Origin of the sequence: Microcystis sp. M_OC_Ca_00000000_C217Col (genome assembly GCF_007095585.1) — a bacterium.
Taxonomy (GTDB): Bacteria; Cyanobacteriota; Cyanobacteriia; order Cyanobacteriales; family Microcystaceae; genus Microcystis; species Microcystis panniformis.
In genome coordinates this window covers 1-23,053 of the sequence record NZ_SFBV01000197.1, presented here as the reverse complement: position 1 = coordinate 23,053, position 23,053 = coordinate 1, and the positions used below count along the sequence as shown (strand labels likewise).

Sequence of the window (23,053 nt, the reverse complement as noted above, 5' to 3'; positions counted from 1 at the left end):
CATCCCGACAGTATCAAGGTTTTTCCCGCTTATCCGTGACTTTTTCCCAAGCATAACCTGAGATGAAAGTGACGTGACATAACAAGACAAGAGTTGTTAGGAATATGAATCAACAAAAACAAGCTTTTTTAGAACAATACAAACACCTCGATGCAATGGTCAAAGCGCAAACCGAACCCATCGCTATTGTGGGGATGGGCTGTCGTTTTCCTGCAGGAGTCAATGATTCCGCAAGTTATTGGCAGTTATTGGTTAATGGCATCGATGCAGTAACAGAAATTCCCCTAGAACGTTGGAATATTGCCGACTATTATCACCAAGATGCCGATGTTCCGGGGAAAATGTATAGTCGGGAAGGGGCATTTTTAGACAAAGTTGACGAATTTGACCCGGCTTTCTTCGGCATCTCACCTCGGGAAGCCGCCGCCATGGATCCGCAACAACGGTTACTGTTAGAAGTCTGTTGGGAGTCCCTAGAAAATGCGGCTATTGCGCCAGAAAGTTTGATTAATAGTCAAACTGGCGTATTTATGGGCATTTTTCGCGATGATTATGCTCAATTATGTTTTCATCAAGGCGTAGTCAATCACATTGATGCTTACAACAGTTTAGGAACCAGTCGCGCTATTGCCGTCGGCAGAATCTCTTATCTATTTGGGTTTCACGGTCCGACTCTGCAAATTGATACGGCCTGTTCTTCCTCCCTCTTGGCAGTACATTTGGCCTGTCAAAGTCTGCGCGGCCAAGAATGTAATCTCGCTTTAGCGGGGGGGGTGAATCTGATGTTAACCCCAGCCACTGCGATTAGTAATTGTAAATTAAAAGCCGTTTCTCCCCAGGGTCGCAGTAAAACCTTTGATGCTTCGGCCGATGGTTATGGTCGGGGCGAAGGTTGCGGTGTCGTGGTCTTAAAACGTCTCAGTGATGCTCTCCGAGATGGCAATCTTATTTTCGCTCAAATTCGCGGTTCGGCTGTCAATCACGATGGAAAAAGTAATGGCTTAACCGCCCCCAATGGTCAGGCACAGGAAGCTTTACTCAGACAAGCCCTCGAAAGAGCGAAAATTCAACCTAAAGATCTGCAATACGTCGAAGTTCACGGTACAGGTACATCTTTAGGAGATCCCATCGAGGTTTTATCCTTAGGGAAAATTTATGGCCAGGGTCATAGCCAAGATAATCCCCTGATTTTGGGAACCGTGAAAACTAATATGGGGCATCTGGAAGGGGCTGCGGGGATTGCGGCGTTAATTAAGACAGTTTTACAGCTACAAAATCAGCAAATCGCCCCTAATCTTCATTTTAAGAACCCTAATCCCTATATTCCCTGGGAAAAACTGCCGGTCAAAATCCCCACCACTCTTACCCCTTGGTTGGTCAGAGAAGGAGTCCGACGGGCTGGAGTGAGCGCTTTTGGGATGAGTGGCACTAACGTCCATTTAATCGTTGAGGAAAGCAATTTTGAGCGGCTTGGTGACGAAAAACCTCATTTAGAACGTCCTTGTCATTTAATTACCCTTTCGGCGAAAAGTGAGCCAGCCTTACGGGAATTAGCTCAACGCTACTACGATTTTTTAGGTCAAAATTCCCAGACGGTCATGGCAAATCTGGCCTATACCGCTAATACTGGGCGATCGCATTTTGAGCATCGTTTAGCTATTCCCTTTCTGGCTCAAAAACAGCTTGAGCAAGCTTTAAAAGACTTTATTAGGGATGAAAATCGCTTTTCAGGTCAAAAAAGTATTTTAACCTCGAAAAAAGCCCCTAAACTGGCTTTTATGTGTACGGGACAGGGTTCACAATATCCCGGAATGGCTAGGGAACTCTACGAAACGCAACCGACTTTTCGCCAAACTTTAGAGAAATGTGACGAAATTTTACGGAGCTATGGGGTGAAATCCTTACTGCAAGTGTTGTATGGGGACGAAAAAACCAGTCAGTTGATTAATCAGACTTTTTACAGTCAAATTACCCTATTTTCTCTGGAATATGCCCTCGCCCAACTCTGGTTATCTTGGGGAGTGAAACCCGATGCTCTCATCGGTCATAGTTTAGGGGAATATGTGGCCGCTTGTTTAGCGGGAGTCTTTAGCTTAGAAGACGGTTTGAAGTTAATTGCCCATCGGGGACGCTTAATGCAGACATTACCGAAAAACGGCATAATGGCGGCAATTTTTACCGATTCCGACAGCGTGACCAATCATCTGAGGAAGATTAGGGGCATCTGTACCATTGCTGCGGTCAATAGTCGAGAAAATACAGTCATTTCTGGCGAAACTGAGGCTATTAACCATTTAATCGCTAACTTCAATCAGAGAGGCATTGAAAGTCAGACTTTAGCGGTTTCCCATGCTTTCCATTCTCCCTTAATGACGGGTATGGTGGGGGAATTTGCCAAGATTGCCGAAACTATCACCTATAATTCCCCGCGTCTCCCCCTTATTTCTAACCTGACTGGGGATGTTATCGATACAGAGATAGCAACTTCCCAATATTGGGTTAATCATCTACTGTCTCCCGTAGAGTTTGCCCGGGGTATAGAAAGATTAGGAGAGTTAAATACGGAAATATTCCTAGAAATTGGTGCCAAAACCACTTTAATTAGCCTAGGTCAGCAAAATCTCACCGACCAAGGTCTCTGGTTAGCTAGTTTATCCCCAAAACAGTCGAATTGGGAAACCCTGCTCCAAAGTTTAGCGACCCTTTATGTAAAAGGGGTCAAAATTGACTGGAATGGATTCGACCTGGATTATTTACGCGAAAAAATAACCTTACCTACCTATCCCTTCCAAAGAAAACGCTATTGGTTAGATTACATTGATTCTCAGCTAAAAACCCCGACAGCAGCAGCTTTCCACCCTCTCCTACAGCAACCGCTGCATCTATTGGGGTCAAAGGATGTCCACTATCAATCCTCTCTTTCTCCCTGCTCTCCGAGCTATCTGCAAGAACATCAAGTTTTTGGCCAGGTAGTTTTCCCAGCCGCGGCCTATCTAGAGATGATTATAGTGGCAGCTGGTCAACAATATCCCAATCAGCAGTTTACTATTGGTCAATTGAGTCTGAATCGACCCTTAATTTTCTCAGACAACCAGAGTAAAAAGGTACAGTTAAGCTTACTAGCGGGGGGACAATTTCAGATTCTCAGTCTTGGGGAAGGGGAAGTTTCCCTACTGCATCTATCGGGTAATTTAACCAATGAAAACCAGGACTTACCCAGCTGCAATTGGACAGATATCCGGAACCGTTGTCACCAAAAAATCGAAATTGCACAGCATTATCAGGACTGTTTAAGTAAAGGAGTGAACTATGGGGAAAGTTTTCGAGTTATCCAGGAACTTTACCGCAATCAGTCCGAAATTGTCGCAAAAATTCAACTTTCTTCCCATCTACTCTCGCAAGCGGTGGATTACCAGCTACATCCTGTCTTACTTGATGGTTGCTTTCACGCTATGTCGGCACTATTTCCCGCAGGGAATAGCACCTATCTTCCCACTAATATTGACCGATTGACCTTTTCGGGAGTTAAGGACACCTCTATATACTGTCATGGTCGCTTCAGCCATAGCAATTTGCAAAACGGCATCTTAATCGCTGATTTGACTATTTTCAGCGAATCGGGTCAATTAATTAGCCAAATTGACGGATTAACTTTTCAACAGGTCCGGCCAGAAACCCTCTTTTCCCAGACCAACGACCTCAAGGATAGTTTATACGAAATTACTTGGCAAGCCACGGACTTGACGGGAATGGATTGGACAGAAACAGGAGATTGGTTAATTTTTGCCGACAAAAAGGGAGTAGGGCAACAATTAGCCGAAAAATTGGCGCAACAAGGGCATAGATGCCAACTTATCACCGAAAACAATCGCCAGACTTGGCAATATTTCCTCAAAAAACCCTATCAAGGTCTAATTTATCTCTGGGGAATCGATGACGACCAAGCTTTAGAAAATAATCAAAACCTAGCCGTCACTCAGGAGCGAATTTGTGGAACTTTGCTGGAAATAGTGCAAGAACTAGGCAAAATAGAGGTTAATTACTCTCCTCGCCTCTATATTGTCACCCAATCGGCTCAATACATTCCTTCTCAGCCCACAGTGATTGCCCTTGCCCAAAGTTCCCTCTGGGGATTAGGACGGACTATTGCCCTAGAATACCCAGAATTGCGCTGTCTGTGTCTAGATGGAGATAAATTTCAGGATAGCCACACCTTAGCCCTAGAGGTGTTCCAATCTTTACAAAGTGCGGAGGAGGAAAATCAAATCGTTTGGCGGCAAGGCCAGAGCTATGTGGCTCGTTTAGGGCGGTTTATCCCGAAATCGTCGCTAAAAAACCGAGAAATTGCCGAAAATGCCACCTATCTTATTACTGGTGGTCTAGGGGCTTTAGGGCAGCAAGTGGCTAATTGGTTAAGGAAAAAAGGAGCAAAATCCCTCGTCTTACTGAGTCGCCGGGGAATAACTCCAGAAACCCAACCAATTATAGACCAATGGCGACAAGAGGGAACCAATGTAGAAGTTTTTGCCGCCGACGTTAGCGACTTTGGCCAAATGCGTCGGGCTTTTGAGATAATCGAGCAACAGTTACCCCCTTTAAAAGGCATTATTCACACGGCCGGGGTGTTAGAGGATGCCAGCTTATCCAAACAGACTTGGGAGAAATTTGAGCGCGTCTTTTCCCCCAAAATACTCGGAGCTTGGAATTTGCATCTCCTCAGTCAAGAAGTTGATTTAGACTGGTTTATTAATTTTTCCTCGATGGCCTCGGTGTTAGGGTCTTCTGGACAGAGTAATTATGCTAGTGCTAATGCCTTTTTAGATAGTCTAGCCCATTATCGTCAAGCGCAAGGACTGCCGGCCCTGACCGTTAATTGGGGTCCCTGGGCAGAGGGTGGTATGGCCGAAAATTTAGGCGAAAAAGCGAAAAAAAGGCTAATTAAACAGGGTTTTACCCCTCTTGATCCCCAAAAATGTTTGCATCTCCTCGAAACATTGCTGACGACTTCTCGGACACAGGTAACTGTCGCTTCTCTCAATTGGAATAGCTTTTTTAACAGTTTCGAGAATCAAAAAATTCCGCCTTTATTACGAGATTTCCAGAGTTTTTCAGCCCCAAAATTAACCCCAGACAATAATTTTATTGATGTCTTAAGGACAGTACCAATTGAGGAGCGTTTTGCGGCTTTGACTGCTCATGTTCAAGGGATTGTAGCGGAAATTCTCGCTATTCCGGCTAGAGAATTTACCCAAGTTGACCAAGGTTTTTTTGAGTTGGGAATGGGTTCTTTAATGACGGTGGAATTACGCAATCGTTTAGCCAAGGATTTAGGTAAATCTCTGGCGGCAACTATCACTTTTAAATACCCAACAGTGACCAGTTTGGTCGATTATCTGGTAACTGAAGTTATTGACCTTGACTTTAGTTTAAAACCCTTAGCAATAGGAGCAAATCAAGATAGCAATATTGATCCCCTCAACGAAGAAGATTTATCCCTAGAAGAATTGTCCGATTTACTGCTACAGGAATTAAATTCCTTAAGCTAGAAAAGCAGACCTCAAACCCTATCTAAATAACCTGTTTACCATGACACAAATACCTGCCAAAACCGATCAAATGAGCTTAATAAAAGATGCCTTAAATCAAATTAAGGTCTTAAAAACTAAGCTACATACCCTAGAAAAAGCTAAGAATGAACCAATTGCAATTATTGGTATGTCCTGTCGCTTTCCCCAGGGAGCTAATTCCCCGGAAACTTTTTGGGAATTATTGCAATCAGGAACCGATGCCATCAGCGAAATTCCGCCGCAACGCTGGAATATTGACAATTATTACGATCCTAAACCCGATGCAAGGGGAAAAGTCTATACCCGTCACGGTGGCTTCTTAAATCAACCGATAGATCAATTTGACGCTGATTTTTTTGGTCTTTCTCCCCGGGAGGTGGCACAAATGGATCCGCAACAGCGATTACTGCTGGAACTAGCCTGGGAAGCTCTGGAAAATGCGGGAATATCACCCTTAAATCGGCGAGGAAGTCAAACGGGGGTATTTATCGGCATGATGACTCAAGATTACTCCCATTTTAGCCATCATCCCGCTCTGATTGATGCCTATACGGGAACGGGAAATGCTAAAAGTGTAGCTTCGGGACGTTTATCCTATCTTTTTGGATTTCATGGCCCAACTTTAACGGTTGATACTGCTTGTGCCTCCTCTTTAGTCGCTGTTCATTTAGCTTGCCAAAGTTTACGCAATAACGAGTGTGAAGTTGCCCTAGCCGGGGGAGTCAACCTAATGTTAACTCCCTTCGTTACTATCATGGAATCCCGCGCCCAGATGTTGTCTCCTGACGGTCGTTGTAAAACCTTTGATAGAACAGCGAATGGCTATGTGCGGGGAGAAGGCGGCGGTATTATAGTTTTAAAGTCTTTATCTGCGGCTATTCGGGATAATAACTTGATTTTAGGACTAATTAAAGGTTCGGCCGTTAACCATGGCGGTACGAGTAGCGGTTTAACAGTTCCCAATCAACTTAGTCAAGAACAATTGATTCGTCAGGCTTTAAAAAATGCTCAGGTAAAGCCAGAGGACATTAGCTATATTGAAGCCCATGGAACTGGCACTTCTTTGGGCGATCCCATTGAATTAGGTGCATTATCGACAGTTTTTGCTAAAAATCCCCAACCGGTTTGGGTTGGTTCCGTCAAAACCAATATCGGTCATCTAGAAGCGGCCGCTGGTATTGCTGGACTGATGAAAGTGATTTTATGCTTGCAACATCGACAAATTGCCCCCCATCTCCACTTCCAGCAACCGACACCCCATCTAGACTGGGAAAATCAACCGCTGAAAGTTCCGACTAAAAACCGTGAATGGGTTAGTGAAAATTCTGCTCGTTTAGCTGGAGTTAGTTCTTTTGGCTTAAATGGCACTAATGCCCATATTATTCTCGAAGAATACCCTTACGAACCTCAAACGACTGCGGCACCTGATTCATCGCCCTATCTGTTCACCCTCTCAGCCAAGACCGAATCGGCTTTAATCAAACTAGCCCAAAAATACGCAAATTACCTAGAAAATGCGAAAAATATTGCTTTAAGCTCCATTTGTGCTACTAGCAATCGCAGTCGCTCCCAATTACCCCATCGTTTCACCTGTGTTGTCTCTAGTCACTGCCAACTTCAAGAAAAATTAACCGCTTTTGTTCAGGGTGAACCGAGTTCTTTTCGCCAAAAAAGTGAATTTAGTGGCAAAAATCGGGCAAAAATTGCCTTTCTATTTCCAGGACAGGGTTCTCAATACCCCGGTATGGGAAAGGAACTATACCAATCCTATCCTCTATTTCGTCAAACACTCGATCACTGTGATCAGATTCTCCGTCAATATGGCGACTATTGCCTAACGGAGATTATTGACCAAGAAAATCATCTCAATCAAACTTTTTACAGCCAACCTGCCCTATTTGCTCTCGAATACGCCCTTTTTAAACTCTGGGAATCCTGGGGAATTGCCCCCCATGGAGTTATGGGTCATAGTTTAGGGGAATATGTGGCCGCCTGTGTTGCTGGAGTCTTTAGTTTAGAAGATGCCTTAAAATTAGTCTTCTATCGGGCTAAATTGATGGATTCTGTGGGAAAAAGTGGTTCAATGGTCGTTATCTCGGCTAGTGAAGCTGAAATTAGTCCCTTAATTGCCCCCTATCAATCTCAGGTCGCTATTGCCGCTATTAATGGTCAGGATAATATTGTCCTGTCCGGTGCTGCAGAGACCATAGAAACCCTGGTAAAACAGCTTCAGGTCAAAAATCTGAAGATTACCCGGTTAAATGTCTCTCAAGCTTTTCATTCCCCTCTGATGGAGGAGATTTTAGACGAGTTCCGACAAATTGCTGAAACCATCACCTATCATCCCCCCCAACGAGCCTTAATTTCTAACCTTAATGGCAAGTTAGTCAATTTTGAGGTCACTACTCCCGATTATTGGTGTCGTCATCTCCGGTGTTCTGTTCGCTTTGCCGATGGGATAAAAACCTTACTGGACAACGGTTATGAGCTATTTGTCGAATGCGGCTCTCATCCGGTTTTATCGGCCATGGGCAGCCTACTGGATAAAAATTATTCTTGTCTTTGGTTGCCCAGTTTGCGTCGTCAAACCGCTGACCGACAACAGATCCTCGAGAGTGTCAGTCAGCTTTATCTGCGGGGATTCGCCCTGAATTGGCAAGAGATAACGGCCAATCAAGACAGTAAACCCTGTATCTTACCGACTTACAGCTTTGAAAGAAGTAGTTATTGGCTAAAAACAGGCGACTTGACCGCAGAAGAAGCGCAATTATTGCCTAAATTGTCGAAATATCTCCTAGAAACACCGCCGCAACCGCGAGAAGTTGTCAAAACCACCACCGCATCATCTTCTGGTCATCTAATTACCCTTGACTCTCTGTTGGCCACACCCGCAGAGAAACAGCTTAAACAACTAGAAACCTACATTATCGGTGTTTTAGAACAGATTACTGGTTTATCCGTGGTCAAGCTACATACCAAGCAACCGCTCTCTAGTTTAGGCTTAGATTCTCTCATGTCCAGTCAATTACGACGTCAACTAGAGGAGGATTTAAAAATTATTGTTCCCGTAGAATACCTAGCGGGATTGAGTATTGAGCAGTTTTTACCGCAAATATTCAACTTAATCACCCAAAACTCCCAACCTGCAACTAGCAACAAAACTCCTCTCTCCTCAAAACAGAAAAAACCAATCAAGACGACTAAAGCCGAAAATATCTCTAATGATCCGAAACTTTGGCTAATTCGCAAACAAGCTAATCCTAACGCCCGCATTCGTCTATTTTGTTTTCCCTACGCTGGTGGGGGTGCCTCCGTATTCCAAAATTGGCTGAATTACTGCCCCAAGCAAGTGGAATTTTGGGCGATTCAACTACCCGGACGCGAAACGCGTCTTCAGGAAACTGCGATTACATCGCTAAAATCCCTGATTAATCGTCTCATTCCGATTCTGACTCCCTATTTAGACCAACCTTATGCTTTTTTTGGTCATAGCATGGGTTCTTTAATCAGTTTTGAATTAACCAGAGAATTGGCTAAAACTCGGCAAAATCTACCCCAACATTTATTTATGTCTGGATTTCGAGCGCCTCAAATTGTCAATCCCGATTTACCCATTCATCGTCTGGGAGATGAGCAATTTTTAGCAGCTTTAGGTCATTTTCAAGGAACCCCAGAAACTCTCCTCAAACATCCCGATTTAATGGCGGCTTTTTTGCCAATTTTACGAGCAGATTTCAAACTCCTAGAGACCTATTCTTATCAACAAGGTCAACCCTTAAATTGTCCTATTACCGTTTTTGGAGGTCACAACGATGCCAAGGTTTCTGCCGATCAATTACAACAATGGCAACTGCAAACCAATCAAGATTTTGTCCTGCATACCTTACCGGGAGGACATTTCTTTATCAATCAACATACGGAGAAAATTATGAAAATAATTGGCCAAAGTTTACAAGAGTTTCCTGAACAAATGACTGCCTAATCAACCAATTATTCAAGGGAGAAAAATCATGACTTTAGATTACAAAGAGCAATACTGTATTATTGGGGCTGGTGCCGCAGGATTAGCGGCGGCTAGAGCCTTAAGCAAAGCCAAAATTCCCTTTAATGTTATCGAATCTGCTCAGGATGTTGGGGGTATTTGGATTTATGATCGTCCCGATAGTCCAATGTATAAAAATACACATCTGATTGGTCATAAAACCACACAACCTTTTTCTGATTTTCCCATGCCAAAAGATTACCCAGATTATCCCAATCATCGGTTAGTCTATGAATATCTTCGCAATTATGCCGCTCATTTCAATCTCTATGATTTCATGGAATTTAATCTCAGCGTGGAGAAAGTAAAAAAAGCGGGTAACTTTTGGGATGTCACCCTTAGCAACCAAGAAACCAGACGATACCGAGGGGTTTTAATCGCTAGTGGTTATCATAGTAAACCGAATATTCCTCAATTTTCTGGGCATTTTGACGGGGAAATTATCCATTCAAAAGATTATGATAATCCCGCTCAACTAAATGCTAAAAAAGTCCTAGTAGTTGGAGCGGGACAATCAGCCATGGATTTAGTCGTCGAAGCGGCTATTAATGGCAGTAAAACTTTCCATAGTACCCGCCGTGGCTTTCTCTGTATGCCGAAATTTTTATTCGGTTTGCCCCCAGAATGGGTGATGATTAACACGCCAATCATGAATCTAATTCCAGCGCAAGAACACATGAAAATGATGGCTTTATTATCACCAATAGCTCTATTCTTACAAGGAGTTAATCTCAAAAAACTCAATATTCCGACAGACTGTAAAAGTAACGGTCTAATTATTCCCAATAGTGACCAACAAATCTATCGTTATTATGTGCATGGAGATGTCACCCATAAGCCTAATATCCAAGAATTAGACGGAAAGAATGTTATTTTTGCCGATGGCAGTACAGAAGAAATTGATCTGATTATCTACGCCACTGGTTACAAAATTGAATTTTCTTTTATTGACAAATCAGATTTAAATTGGCAAGAAGGAACCACCCAGCCTAACCTCTATATGAATGTTTTTCACCCAGAGGAAAATAACCTGTTTGTCATCGGAATGGTTCATCCCACTGGCACCCACTGGCGAGTATTTGAAGAACAAAGTAATTTAGTGGCCGCTTATCTACAAGCTCAGGATAAAAAATCCCGGTTTGTCTATAAATTTGAAAAGCTAAAACGTCAAATTAGTTCCAATTTAAGCGCCGACAATAAACACCATAGCGGTACTCACTCCTTAGTGATTGACAAATTGGGTTATATACGCCAAGCCCAAGGATTAGCTCGCCGATTACTGGCTTAAATCTCCCACCATAATTAACCCCCTGAAATCCCTCTCTCTTAACTCCAATGCCCTACATTATTGAGACAGCTACCGGTTTTCCAGAACATTACTATCCCCAAGAAGTTCTAGAAGTCAATATCAGAAATCATTGTGCTAATCTTCTTCAAGATTATTGCCGAGAAAATCAACTCGACTTCCGGGAACAAACCTTTTTTGATTTAGAACAAATTCATCGTTTTTTCAGTAATGTCAAAATTCAAGGGCGATACTTCACTATTCCCCTAGATGAATTCGATGCCGATAATCCTCCCGGAATCGCCCAACCCTTTCGTCAAATGGTCGATCTAACTATGGATTTAGTAACATCGACAGTAACTAATTTGCTCAAAAAAGCCGCTCTTTCTCCCAAAGAAATCTCCCTAGTTACTTCCGTTACTGTTCTTCCTTCCGTTCCTTCCCTAGAAAGTTTACTCCTCAATCGTCTAGATTTTTCCCTCGATATCAAGCGGCAAGCGTTATCGGGTGTCGGCTGTTTGGGAGGCGCCCAAGGATTAGCCAGAGTAAACGATTATCTGCAAGGACATCCCACCGAAGCAGCGATTTTGTTTACCACCGATCCCTCCTCTGGCCTTTGGCAAGGGTCAATTCATAGCGATTTAACGGAATTATTGGGACAATTACCCGAAGATCCGTCTCAATATAGCAATATCATTATGACCCTTGTGGTAGCGGCTTTATTTGGCGATGGAGTCGGTACTGTTCTCTTAGCGGGAGATGAACATCCCTTAGTCAAGCAAGGTAAAGCAAAACTGAAGATTATCGGCACTCAATCGCTGTTAATGCCCCACACAGAGCATTTAATGGCATTACCTTTAACAGACTACGGTTTTCGCCAAATTCTTCGCCCAGAAGTCTCTGATTACGTCAAGGGTGGGGTGAGAAAAGCGGTGACATCTTTACTGGAAAAAACAGGAGTTTCCCTCGAGGAAATTGTCTGTTGGATGGTGCATCCGGGGGGTCCAAAGATTCTCGATGCAATAGTTGAAGAATTCCAGTTAGAACCGGATGTTTTACAGGTTAGTTGGGATATTTTGGCGGAAATCGGCAATATTGCCTCTGCTACTATCCTCTGCATCCTCGATGAAACCCTTTCCCGTCCCCATCCTCCCACCGGTTCCTACGGATTAATAATTTCCATGGGGCCTGGATTTGCTCAAGAAGCCATTTTAGTTCAATTCTAAGGATATTTAAGGATGTTAAGCCAAATAGTTTTCATTGCCCTGATTAGTTACATTATTGTCCAACGAGTGCGCGTTACTCGTCTGAGTAAACAGAATATGGCCAAAGTCTTAGCGGAAGGTGGCAAACTGCATAGTTCTAATTATGTGGGATTCGTCAAGATTTTCCAATCTAGCTGGATGCTTTGCATGATCGGGGAAGTTTATCTGCTCGATCGACCTTTTATTCCAGCATTGGCTTTATTTTCCCTAATTACTACTTTTTTAGCTCAAAAGCTCCGCTATGCCTCCATTGAAGCCTTGGGCGATCGCTGGATTCATCAGGTGGTCACGGTTCCTCAGACACCCGTGATCGACAATGGCATTTATCAATATATCCGTCATCCTAACTGGTGGGCCATGATCACGGAATTAGCGGTGGTTCCCCTGTTTCATACCGCTTATCTGACATCTATAGTCTTTAGTCTCCTGAATGCTTGGTTATTAATCCAACGCATTCCGGCTGAAGAAGAAGCTTTAAGTCAAGACACCAATTATCAAGCAGTTTTCGCCAATACTCCCCGTTTTATTCCTAGTTTTAGCGCAATTTTCTCTCGCAAACAGCAACCGCTTAAAAGTTAATTGCCACGGATAGCAGGGCCGGTTCCCTACGGCCCTTTAATTACCCCTCATACCTGAATTTCAAGGAGAAAAAAAATACTATGGACTCTCTAATTGTTTCCGAAAATATTATTAGCGACAATTTAACTAACGCTCTACAAGAATGGGAAAATTTATTAGGCTCCGAATATGTCAGCACCGATAACAAAAAACGCCTAGAAGCCGAGACCGCTACCTACGAAACCCATGCTAAAATCCCGGCAATTATTCGCCCGGGTAATCGTCAAGAAGTCCAAGAATCTCTAAAAATTGCTAATCGCTATCAAACCCCTGTCTATCCTATTAGTACAGGTAAAAATTGGGGTTATGGTTCGCGAGTTCCTAGCCGCACCGGTTCGGTTTTAATGGATTTGAGTCGATTAAATCAGATTTTGGATTATAATGAAACCCTAGCTTATGTAACTATTGAAGCCGGTGTTACTCAGCGACAACTCTACGATTTTTTGCAGAAAAATGGCAATAAATTATTAATGAGTGTCACCGGTTCGACTCCTGATTCTAGTATTATTGGCAATATTCTCGAACGAGGTGAAGCCAAAGGACCTTTGGGCGATCGCTTTAATCATGTCTGTGGAATGGAAGTAGTTTTGCCCACCGGTGAATGTGTTCATACGGGATTTAATCGCTTTGAAAACTCCCAAATAGGGGCGGTCAATCGTTGGGGAGTCGGTCCCTATTTTGATGGAATTTTTACCCAATCTAACCTGGGAATCGTCACCAAAATGACTTTTTGGTTAACGCCCTATCCTGAATATTTTCAGGCTTTTTTCTATAGCATCGATCAAGAAAATAAATTAGAGTTATTGATCGATAAACTACGTCAACTGAAAATGGCAGGGGTAATTAAAACGACCTTCCACATTAATAATAACTACCGAATGTTGTCCATTCAACAACAATATCCCTGGCAGAAATGCCAAGAAAAAACTCCTTTACCCCCCGATTTATTAGAACAATTAAGTCATCAATGGGGCGGCGGTGTTTGGATAGGAGAAGGAGCTTTATATTCGGCTTCACCAGAACAGGGAAAAGTCGAAAGAAACCTAATTGAAAAAGCCTTGAAAGGAATTGTCAATAAACTTATGTTTTTTGATGAAAATAAGTTCAAAATGGCCAGCAAAATGAGTCCCATTTTTAAAGTATTTACTGGTGTGGAAATTAAGGACAAGGTGGATTTAATTTATCACAAAAATCCCCAACGAGGAATGATTACCGAAAAAGTGCTGAAGATGGCCTATTGGCGCAAAAAAACGCCCCCCACCGATAGGTTGAATTTAGACCTGGATGCCTGTGGCATGATTTGGTGTGTTCCCGCTGTTCCTTTTCTGGGAAATCATCTCAGAAATGCTCTCAATATTATCAGCAGCATCGCTCAAAAATATGGTTATGAACCCAATATCGGCATTAACTGTGTTACCGAGCGCAATATTAACATCAATGCTGCCATTTTTTATGATCGATTGCTAGAAGGCGAAGACCAAAAAGCCTTAAATTGTCACGATGAAATGTTGGCAGAATTGATCAATCAAGGCTATTATCCCTACCGTCTTAGTACCCACTCTATGAATAGTTTACCCGCAGCCCAAGACGATTATAGTTGCTTAATCCAGAAAATTAAAGACAGCTTGGATCCCAATCACATTCTCTCACCCGGTCGCTACGAATTTCTTTAAATAAGCCTAACAATCTACTGCTAACTGCCCATCTCTCCCCCAATTCTAATGACTTCTAGCACTTCCAGCAAATGGCAACATCTCCGAATAGATTATCTTCCGTATATCACTGGTTGGTTTGGTAACTTTATCGTTAATAATGCCCTTCTAACCATGCTAATTTATCGCTACGACCCGGGCATTCCCAATGACTATAACTTATCCATTTTATTGCCCTCTGCTTTAGTGGGAATAGCGATAATGATTAGCCGTATTGCTGGAGCTTTTGTGCAGCCAGTGATCGGTTATTTTTCCGATCGCTTTTGGAGTCCTTGGGGCAAAAGAAGACCATTTATACTGGCCAGTTTACTCCCTTTAATTGGTGGTTTTATCCTGTTGTTTAATCCCCCTAATAACTTAAATCAAACTACTTACTTCATTTATTTAGTCACCATGCTTTGGGTGTTTTATGTGGGTATGGCATCCTATCATGTTCCCTATTTAGCCTGGTTGCCCACTCTCGCTAAAAGCCCAGAAGGAAGGGTTAAATTATCAACTCAAATCGGAATTTTTGGTTTAGTTGGTGCCACCATTGGTGGGATTATTGCCCCTTGGTTAACTGATAGCTATGGTTTTCAGGGAATGGGTATTGCTATTAGTCTTATTGGGCTAATTACCCTAGCTATGCCCTTGCTAGAAAAAGAAGAATATACTCCTTCTAAGGGGAAATATCCTAACTTTAAAACCACCTTAACGGCGGCTTTTACTAATCGGACTTTTTGTATCTATATGATCACCATGATTTTGGCGTGGATGGTGATTAGTATTATCTCGGTAATTCCGACTTTTTTAGTAATTGCTCTCCTCAAAAGAGAGGTAAGTTTTGCCGCCGTGATTAATACTATTATCGTCGGTAGTGCCTTGGCTGGATTTACCCTGGTTTTACCCTTAGCGCAAAAATATGGCAAAAAACTGGTTTTTCAAGGTTCTTTAATCTGGGTTGGTCTGGGTATGATTGCCATGGCCTGTGGTCGTTTTTGGTGGCAAGATTCTTTGATTCCCTGGTTAATCCTTTCGATCATCGCTAATTTAGCCCTAGCCAGCTTTTTTAGTCTGCCGAATGCCATGTTATCGGACATTATCGATCAAGATGCGGAGCAACAGGGAATGGGACGAGAAGCAATATTTTTTGGTACCAGGGGTCTCCTAATTCAATTTAGCCAAGGTGCGGGGTCTTTTCTAACAGGATTAATCCTGTCTTTCGGGAAAACTCCTGATAACCCCTGGGGGGTACAAATTGCCTTTTTGTCCGCCGGTATATTATCCCTAGCAGCGGCTTTTGTCCTACGGCCTTATGCCATCAAAAAATAGTTCTTTCCTCGCTAATCTGTTATTACTCTTTACAAAACCCTACTCATTTGGAACTAGATTATGACTTCCCCCAATCCTGTCACTAAACAGCAAGAAACTGCCATCAAAAAACTGCGATTGCCTTGGCGATTAATTATTACTGGTATCCTAGCGGCCACCTCGGTTTTTGCCTATCCTACCCTGCGTAATGTCCTCTTAGAAGACACCTCTGAATCCACCACCTCAGAAGAAACCGCTTCGTTAGCAATTGATAAGAGCAAGACGGCAGCCTTACCGGTGCGAACCTTAACTTTAAGTCCTGTCACCCATCACCAAGAACCGCGCCGTTATACGGGTAATATTGTGGCTAAACGGACAAGTGAACTAGGATTTGAGCGTTCGGGACAATTAATTAGTTTATTGGTTCAAGAGGGTCAAGAGGTACGCCGAGGTACTTTAATTGCTACTCTAGATACACGCAATTTAGAAGCACAAAAACAAGAACTCATCGCCCAGCGATCGCAAGCTACGGCTAAACTGCAAGAATTACAAGCTGGTTCCAGGAAAGAAAGTATCGCTGCAGCCCAAGCAAAAGTCCGAGATCTCAGGGAACAATTAGCTTTAGCCCAATCTAAATACCAAAGACGGCTAGGATTGTATCAAGAAGGGGCAATTACTAGAGAACAACTCGAAGAAGTGCAAACAGATGTTAATGCACAACAAGCGAGAATTGATGAAGCCCAAAGTCAATTAGATGAACTCAAAGCTGGTACTCGTCCCGAATTGATTTCTCTGCAAAAAGCCGTTATTGACCAATTTGATGCCCAACTGAAGAATATTAAATTAGAGATTGAAAAAAGCCAACTTCAAGCCCCCTACGATGGCACTATTGCCCTCCTTCACGTCAATATTGGCACTGTTGTTTCTGCAAGTAATCCGATCGTTCGTTTAGTGGAAAGTAATAAACTGGAAGCGCGTATAGGGGTTCCCATTGACCAGTCCGAAAACTTACCAATTGGCAGTAAACATCGTTTAAAAATTGGTAACAAAATATTAACAGGACAAGTCACTTCAACCTTGCCCCAAATTGATCCAACTACCCGTACCGCCACGGTTATTTTAAGTTTAAATCAGACTCAGGGCCTGATTCCAGGGCAAGTGGTCAGCCTAGAATTATCTCAATCAGTTCCACAATCGGGCTATTGGTTGCCCACAGAAGCTTTAGTACAAGGCACGAGAGGATTATGGTCTTCCTATGTTCTAGGAGAAGCTAATCCCGATAATCCTCGACAGTTTACCGTCAAACGCCAAGATTTAGAAGTTCTAGCGATTCAAGGCGATCGCTTGTTGGTGCGCGGGACGCTCACCTCCGGTGATCGGGTGATCGTCGAAGGGGTTCACCGCATTGTACCCGGGCAAATGGTGGAAATTTGGTAGTCAGCGGTCATTAATCAGCTTTATTATCCCTAATAATCTCCAATGAATAACTTATTTGAACGTAAACCTAGATTACTAATTCTTACCTTAATTCTGATTATTGTCTGGGGATTGTCTTCCTTTCAAATTTTGCCGCGCATGGAAGATCCCGAAACAATTAATCGAGGTGCCACCATTACCACCAATTTACCCGGTGCCAGTCCTTATCGGGTCGAATCCCTAGTGACCGAAAAAATTGAACAATCTCTCTCTAGCATCAAAGAAATTAGCCTGATTGAGTCCTCCTCAGAATTAGGGCGTTCCACGGTCAATATTGAACTTAAAGATGAAGTGACTGATGTGGATCCCGTCTGGTCACGCATTCGCGATCGGATTACCGATGTCATCCCGCAACTACCCCCAGAAGCCCAAAGACCCTTATACGAAGAAGGATATAGTAAAGCCTTTAGTTTATTGACTGCCATCCTTTGGGATCTAGATACCGCTCCTAATTACGCTATTTTACGCCGACTTGGCCAAGAACTGTTCGATGAATTAGAAGCCCTTTGGGGAACCGAAAGGGTCGAGTTAGTCGGGGTTCCGGCCGAGGAAATTTTAGTCGAAATCGATCCGGTGAAATTATCCTCTCTGGGCCTAACCGCCGTCGAAGTTGCCCAACAAATTCAAACCAGTGATGCCAAGGTCGCCGCCGGACAACTTCGCAGTAATCGCAATAATTTATTATTGGAGGTCGATACCAGTTTAGAATCACTCTCTCGGATTCGAGCAATTCCGATTCGTTACAGTAATGATGGACAATTTACCCGTTTAGGAGATATCGCTCTAGTTACCAAGGGAATTCAAGAACCACCACCAGAACTAACCATTATTAACGGTAAACCGGCTATTGTGGTGGCCGCTATGATGGAATCGGGGCAACGCATAGACGAATGGACAGCGGCAGCCCAGGCCAAGTTAGACCTGTTTCGCCCTTCTCTCCCCCAAGGTGTGAGCCTCAAGATAATTTTTGCCCAAAATCGTTATGTGGCTAACCGACTCGATGGATTATTCAGCAACATGATCCTAGGGTTACTCTGTGTCATGGGGACAGCTTTTGTGATGATGGGATGGCAGTCCGCCTTGGTGGTGAGTGTATCCTTGCCTTTATCGATCCTGATGGTCTTTGCCGGTATGAATCTCTGGCAAATCCCCCTACATCAAATGTCGGTGACAGGAATTGTTATTGCTTTGGGACTTTTGATCGATAACGCTATTGTGATTGTCGATGAACTGCAAAAAGGACTACGGACGGGAATAGCTCACGAACATATTGTTGCTGAAACCGTTAAACAGTTAGGGATTCCCCTCTTAGCTTCTACCCTAACCACGATTTTGTCTTTTATGCCGATCGCTCTTTTGCAAGGAGGCACTGGCGAATTCGTGCGTACTATCGCCCAAACAGTGATCTTAGCCTTGGTTAGTTCTCTAATTTTGTCCCTAACGATTATTCCTGTCCTCAGTTTACGTTTATATCAACTGACTCATCGCTCGCACCAGACAAAAACCCATTGGTGGGATACGGGAATTAATTTACCGCTCCTAACGGGTTGGTATCGCCAAATTTTGAGGTTAATTCTCTATTTTCCCGTATTAGGTCTGGTTATTGGCTTGATTATCCCAATTACTGGCTTTGTTGTCGCTGGCACTCTCCCAGAAGAATTCTTTCCGCCGGCAGAACGAGATCAGTTAACCCTAGAAATCGAACTGGCCCCCACCACAAACCTAGAAGTAACTCAGGTAAAAGTGGCTCAAGCTGCAAAAATACTGCTAGATCATCGAGAAATTGGGGAAGTTCACTGGTTTTTAGGGCGTAATGCTCCCCCCTTCTACTATAATCTCTCCGATGGCATCAAAGACTCTCCTAATTTTGCCCAAGCATTGATTCAACTTCGGCAAGTTTCTGATGAACCCCAATTGATCGAAACCTTACAAAAACAATTAAGTCAAGCTCTACCGATGGCAAGGGTATTAGTCAGCCCCCTAGAACAGGGTCCACCGGTGGGAGCCCCGATCGAAATTAGGGTTTATGGCTCAGAATTGGAGATGTTAAGGAAAATTGGCGAGTCCTTACGGGAAGAACTGGCAAAAATACCCGAAATAACCTATTCTGTTGCTGATTTAAGTGAAATTCAAGCTAAGTTAGCCTTAAAAATTAATGAAGAAAAAGCTCGACTGATTGGTTTGGATAATGCGGCGATCGCAAGTCAATTGGATAACCTTTTAGAAGGTTCTGTGGGTGGCTCGATTTTAGAAGCAACGGAAGAATTACCCGTACGAGTCCGAGTCGCTAATCGCGATCGCGAGCAACTGCCACAAATTGCCTCTTTAAATATTCTCGGTAATTCCGCCACTGCTGAACGGGCGAATATTTCCCTTTCCTCCGTGGCAGAATTTGATTTTCTCCCCGAATTAGCCACGATTCCTCGACGAAATGGCAAGCGAATTAATACGGTGAAGGCCTATGTTCAAGCTGATGCGATCGCTGCAACGGTTTTAGACGAATTTCGCCAAAACTTAGAATCGGGCAAATTTTCCCTTCCGGCAGGGTATCGGCTCGAATTTGGCGGAGAGGAAGAAGAAAGAGATACAGCTGTGGCTAATCTAATTGCTAGTGTGGGAGTCTTGGCGATTCTAATGCTATCAACCCTTGTTCTTTCTTTTAACTCCTTCCGTCTTGCTGCCCTAGTTACTGTCGTCGGTATTAGTTCAATTGGACTAGCCTTATTTTCCCTCTGGTTATTTGAATATCCCTTGGGATTCATGTCCATTTTAGGCACTATCGGCTTAGTTGGGGTTTCCGTTAATGATTCTATTGTCGTGGTAGCGGCTTTACAAGCTTTACCCCCCCATCTTCAACGCCAACGCAAGGCAATCCGGGAAGTGGTCATTGCTTCCACCCGTCACATTCTTACCACTACCTTAACCACCGTGACGGGATTTGTGCCATTATTCCTCTACGGCGGCGCTTTTTGGGAACCCCTCGCTATCTGTATTTCCATCGGGGTGATCGGAACCACCTTAAGCGCACTGGTATTTGTCCCGTCGGGATGGTACTATCTCGCTCAAGCCCAAAAGGTTTCCCCTCTGTCTGTTTCTGAGTAGCTTGATTAAATACCACTTTTGTAGAGACGTTGCTGGGCAACGTCTCTATTGATTTGAGTAAAAATACCCTGAAAGTCCTCTCGGCTCCACTGCCCTGATCCGAGAAAATAGGGATAATTGGCTGGGTTAAATATAATCGAGTTTAAACAATAGATAAGTTTTTTAACAAGAGTAGTGTTAGATACTAATTACCCGATGGACTGGGGTAGAATTGGAAAAACCAGTGCAACTGTTTTAGCCAAGCTACTTAACTATGATGAAAATTAACTTGCTGTTCGCGTTATCTTCTCTTAAAAAATCGACAAAAAACTTTACATAAACTCAAAAGAGAGCCTGATAAATTGCTCATCTAAAAGCAGAGTGAGTTATCGGACAAAGTTTTTAGGTGCTTTTGTTGATTACTTCTTAACCACCATCTTATAAGTAGAAGAAGGGAGATGAAAGTTAATCAGTTACTAAGACTCTACGAACAAGGAGAGCGGGATTTTTTAGCCATTGACTTGATGAGTCTAGATCTACAACAAGTGACTCTAATCGCTGTCAATTTTGCTGCGGCCAATTTGCGCGGAACTAATTTGAGTCGCTCTTTTCTGACTAAATCAAATCTGCGGGGAGCGAGTTTAAATTGGGCGAATTTAACCTATGCCAAATTAAGTCAAGCGCAATTAGTGGAAGCGGACTTAACCAAAGCTAATCTCACCGGGGCCTTTATGGTACAGGCAAACCTGCGTAACGCGCGATTAAGTGGGGCGGATCTTTCCCATGCTAATCTCCGGGGAGCGAATTTATGCGGGGCGAATTTATGCGGGGCGAATTTATACTTAGTTAATCTCTTGGAGGCAACCCTAGATAAAGTCAATCTCAATTGGGCCAATTTGCAGGAAGCGCGGTTAAGTGGGGCTAAATGTCGTCAGATTTCCGCAAGGGAAGCCAATTTTAGCGGCTCTTTTGTTAAAGAGGTGGACTTTCAGGGGGCTAATTTAGAAAGGGCTAATTTTAGCGAGGCACGTCTGACGGGTAGTGATTTACGCGGGGCCAATTTAGGGGGTGCTAATCTAGCGGGAGCGCGGTTACAAGAGGTAAATCTACAGGGAGCGGACTTGAGGGGTGCTAACTTGACGGGGACTTGTTTTGAGAGCGTCACCGGTTGGACAGAAATCGTCCAAGAAGATGATATTTTTCCCCTAGACTGGTTTCAGCCTCGTTTTGCCACTTAAAAGTCAATATATCGGCCGAAATCCCCTCCTTTTCCTATCGATTAACGATTAGCTGGAGTGGTTAATCTTTGGTTAGGAATGGGGATTGGGGGAGCATTATTCGGCTCATCCTCGAAGGGTAAAGCAGGGGGAGGAGGAGGAGTGGTAGCGCCGGGAGATGGTGCTGGAGATGGTGTGGGATTAACGGCAGCGGGGGGACTTTTCGGGGTGACGACGGGTGCGGGAGAGCTAAAACCGAGGAGATCTTTGCCAAAGGGAAAAACATTCCCCCAGCGTTGAATATTGGGATGGCCAAACCAATCTTGACGGGACACCTTCACCGAGAGCAAAGGTGCGATCGCTCCTGATTTTTCGGCCGTTATTAATAAATCAATTTTATTAAGACCCTGTTGTTGATTAAAACGACTGATGATAGTTTTCTCCGCTAATTGCGATGCTCTAGTCAATAATCCCTCGTAGGATTCTCCCTGTTGAACTGCAATAGGAAGATTAACAGTGGATTGAGCTAAAACCACATCAACGGCGATAATTCCCGTCAGCAGCGTTAAAACAGTAATAGACTTGTACATAGGACAGACGGTTAAACAGGCACTCCCTGGCTAGGGTCGGGATCTTCCCTGTGAGAGTTCCCCGATCGCTTTCTTAAATTACCATAACCGCTCTCTGGCCACAATGGAAATTTTCCAGTAGCGAAATCGTCCTTAGTCCCTAGCAATAGGCAATAGGGGAATAATTAGGGCTGGCTGAATAAATCTAAAAACTTTGTTGGATAATATCTTTAGGCTTTTTTCAAATCAAAAAGTACCAGCCATTGGAGTGATCAGAGGGAAAATTCCGGGACTTTTTCCCTGAAAATGGGTAAAACCCCACACCCCACACCAACGAAAAACTTTTTCAGTATAACCTAATTGTATTTGTCCCTATCGACCAGAGGTTGTTAATTATGACACAAACTAGCGAAACCGTTACCTATTCCCTTGAATCTGTCCTGAAAGAAATTAAAGATAGTATTAAAGAGGTTAATCAGAAAATTGACTCTCTCCAAAGAGATATGGGTCAGAAAATAGATTACTTTCAGAGAGATGTGGATCAAAAATTTGACACCCTGCAAAGAGATGTGGATCAGAAAATCGACAATCTCCAAAGAGATATGGATCAAAAATTTGACAGTCTCCAAAAAGATGTTAATCACAAATTTGACAGTCTCCAAAAAGATGTTAATGATTTAAAGGTGGAAGTCACAGAAATCAAAGGAGATATTAAAACTCTTGATCAGAAAGTCGAAACAATGGATAAACGACTGGAAAAAGTCGAAGATAGTTATGCGATCCTAGTTAAAGATATTGCTGACTTGAAAGGGTTTAAATCCCTGATTATCCCCATGGTTGTGGCTTTTTTAAGTGCCGTGGTAACTTTGGGATTGCGCGGCTTTTTTCTTGGCAACAAACCTTAATTTTTTATTTCAATAAAATAGTTATC

At 43.2% G+C, this 23,053-nt stretch carries 12 protein-coding genes; 11 read left to right on the top strand and 1 reads right to left on the bottom strand.

The window, feature by feature from the left end:
* The first annotated feature begins 104 nt into the window (after nt 1-104).
* The 10 genes from EWV66_RS11765 to EWV66_RS11720 all read left to right on the top strand — a co-directional run bounded on the left by EWV66_RS11765 (nt 105) and on the right by EWV66_RS11720 (nt 21,574).
* Nucleotides 105-5,546: a type I polyketide synthase gene (locus EWV66_RS11765; protein WP_287107794.1), complete on the top strand. Its 5,442-nt coding sequence runs from the start codon at nt 105-107 to the stop codon at nt 5,544-5,546.
* Between the two features lie 40 nt (nt 5,547-5,586).
* Nucleotides 5,587-9,549, top strand: a complete 3,963-nt coding sequence (locus EWV66_RS11760) for a beta-ketoacyl synthase N-terminal-like domain-containing protein (protein WP_287107793.1) — start codon at nt 5,587-5,589, stop codon at nt 9,547-9,549.
* A gap of 28 nt (nt 9,550-9,577) precedes the next feature.
* Complete coding sequence (locus EWV66_RS11755; RefSeq protein ID WP_193958745.1) at nt 9,578-10,897, top strand: flavin-containing monooxygenase; 1,320 nt, start codon at nt 9,578-9,580, stop codon at nt 10,895-10,897.
* Between the two features lie 47 nt (nt 10,898-10,944).
* Complete coding sequence (locus EWV66_RS11750; protein WP_287107792.1) at nt 10,945-12,120, top strand: type III polyketide synthase; 1,176 nt, start codon at nt 10,945-10,947, stop codon at nt 12,118-12,120.
* 12 nt (nt 12,121-12,132) lie between these two features.
* Nucleotides 12,133-12,738 (top strand): isoprenylcysteine carboxyl methyltransferase family protein, encoded by a 606-nt coding sequence (locus EWV66_RS11745; protein ID WP_002731647.1) that lies wholly within the window; start codon nt 12,133-12,135, stop codon nt 12,736-12,738.
* A gap of 80 nt (nt 12,739-12,818) precedes the next feature.
* A complete protein-coding gene (locus tag EWV66_RS11740) occupies nt 12,819-14,450 on the top strand; it encodes an FAD-binding oxidoreductase (protein WP_287107791.1) in 1,632 nt (543 codons plus the stop codon).
* A gap of 48 nt (nt 14,451-14,498) precedes the next feature.
* Nucleotides 14,499-15,800, top strand: coding sequence for an MFS transporter (locus EWV66_RS11735; protein ID WP_287107790.1), 1,302 nt, complete (start codon nt 14,499-14,501; stop codon nt 15,798-15,800).
* A 60-nt stretch (nt 15,801-15,860) separates the two neighbouring features.
* Nucleotides 15,861-17,216, top strand: coding sequence for an efflux RND transporter periplasmic adaptor subunit (locus EWV66_RS11730; protein ID WP_194013288.1), 1,356 nt, complete (start codon nt 15,861-15,863; stop codon nt 17,214-17,216).
* A 42-nt stretch (nt 17,217-17,258) separates the two neighbouring features.
* On the top strand, nt 17,259-20,357 hold the full coding sequence (locus EWV66_RS11725; RefSeq protein ID WP_287107789.1) for an efflux RND transporter permease subunit: 3,099 nt from the start codon (nt 17,259-17,261) through the stop codon (nt 20,355-20,357).
* Between the two features lie 437 nt (nt 20,358-20,794).
* A complete protein-coding gene (locus EWV66_RS11720; RefSeq protein WP_052277751.1) occupies nt 20,795-21,574 on the top strand; it encodes a pentapeptide repeat-containing protein in 780 nt (259 codons plus the stop codon).
* 41 nt (nt 21,575-21,615) lie between these two features.
* On the opposite strand, the gene EWV66_RS11715 is transcribed toward EWV66_RS11720, so the two are convergent.
* Entirely contained in the window at nt 21,616-22,143 is a 528-nt protein-coding gene (locus EWV66_RS11715) for a hypothetical protein (protein WP_052277752.1), read from the bottom strand.
* Nucleotides 22,144-22,517: 374 nt separating this feature from the next.
* Here EWV66_RS11715 and EWV66_RS11710 point away from each other — a divergent pair, with 374 nt between their 5' ends.
* Nucleotides 22,518-23,027 (top strand): coiled-coil domain-containing protein, encoded by a 510-nt coding sequence (locus tag EWV66_RS11710; protein WP_052277753.1) that lies wholly within the window; start codon nt 22,518-22,520, stop codon nt 23,025-23,027.
* Nucleotides 23,028-23,053 lie beyond the last annotated feature (26 nt).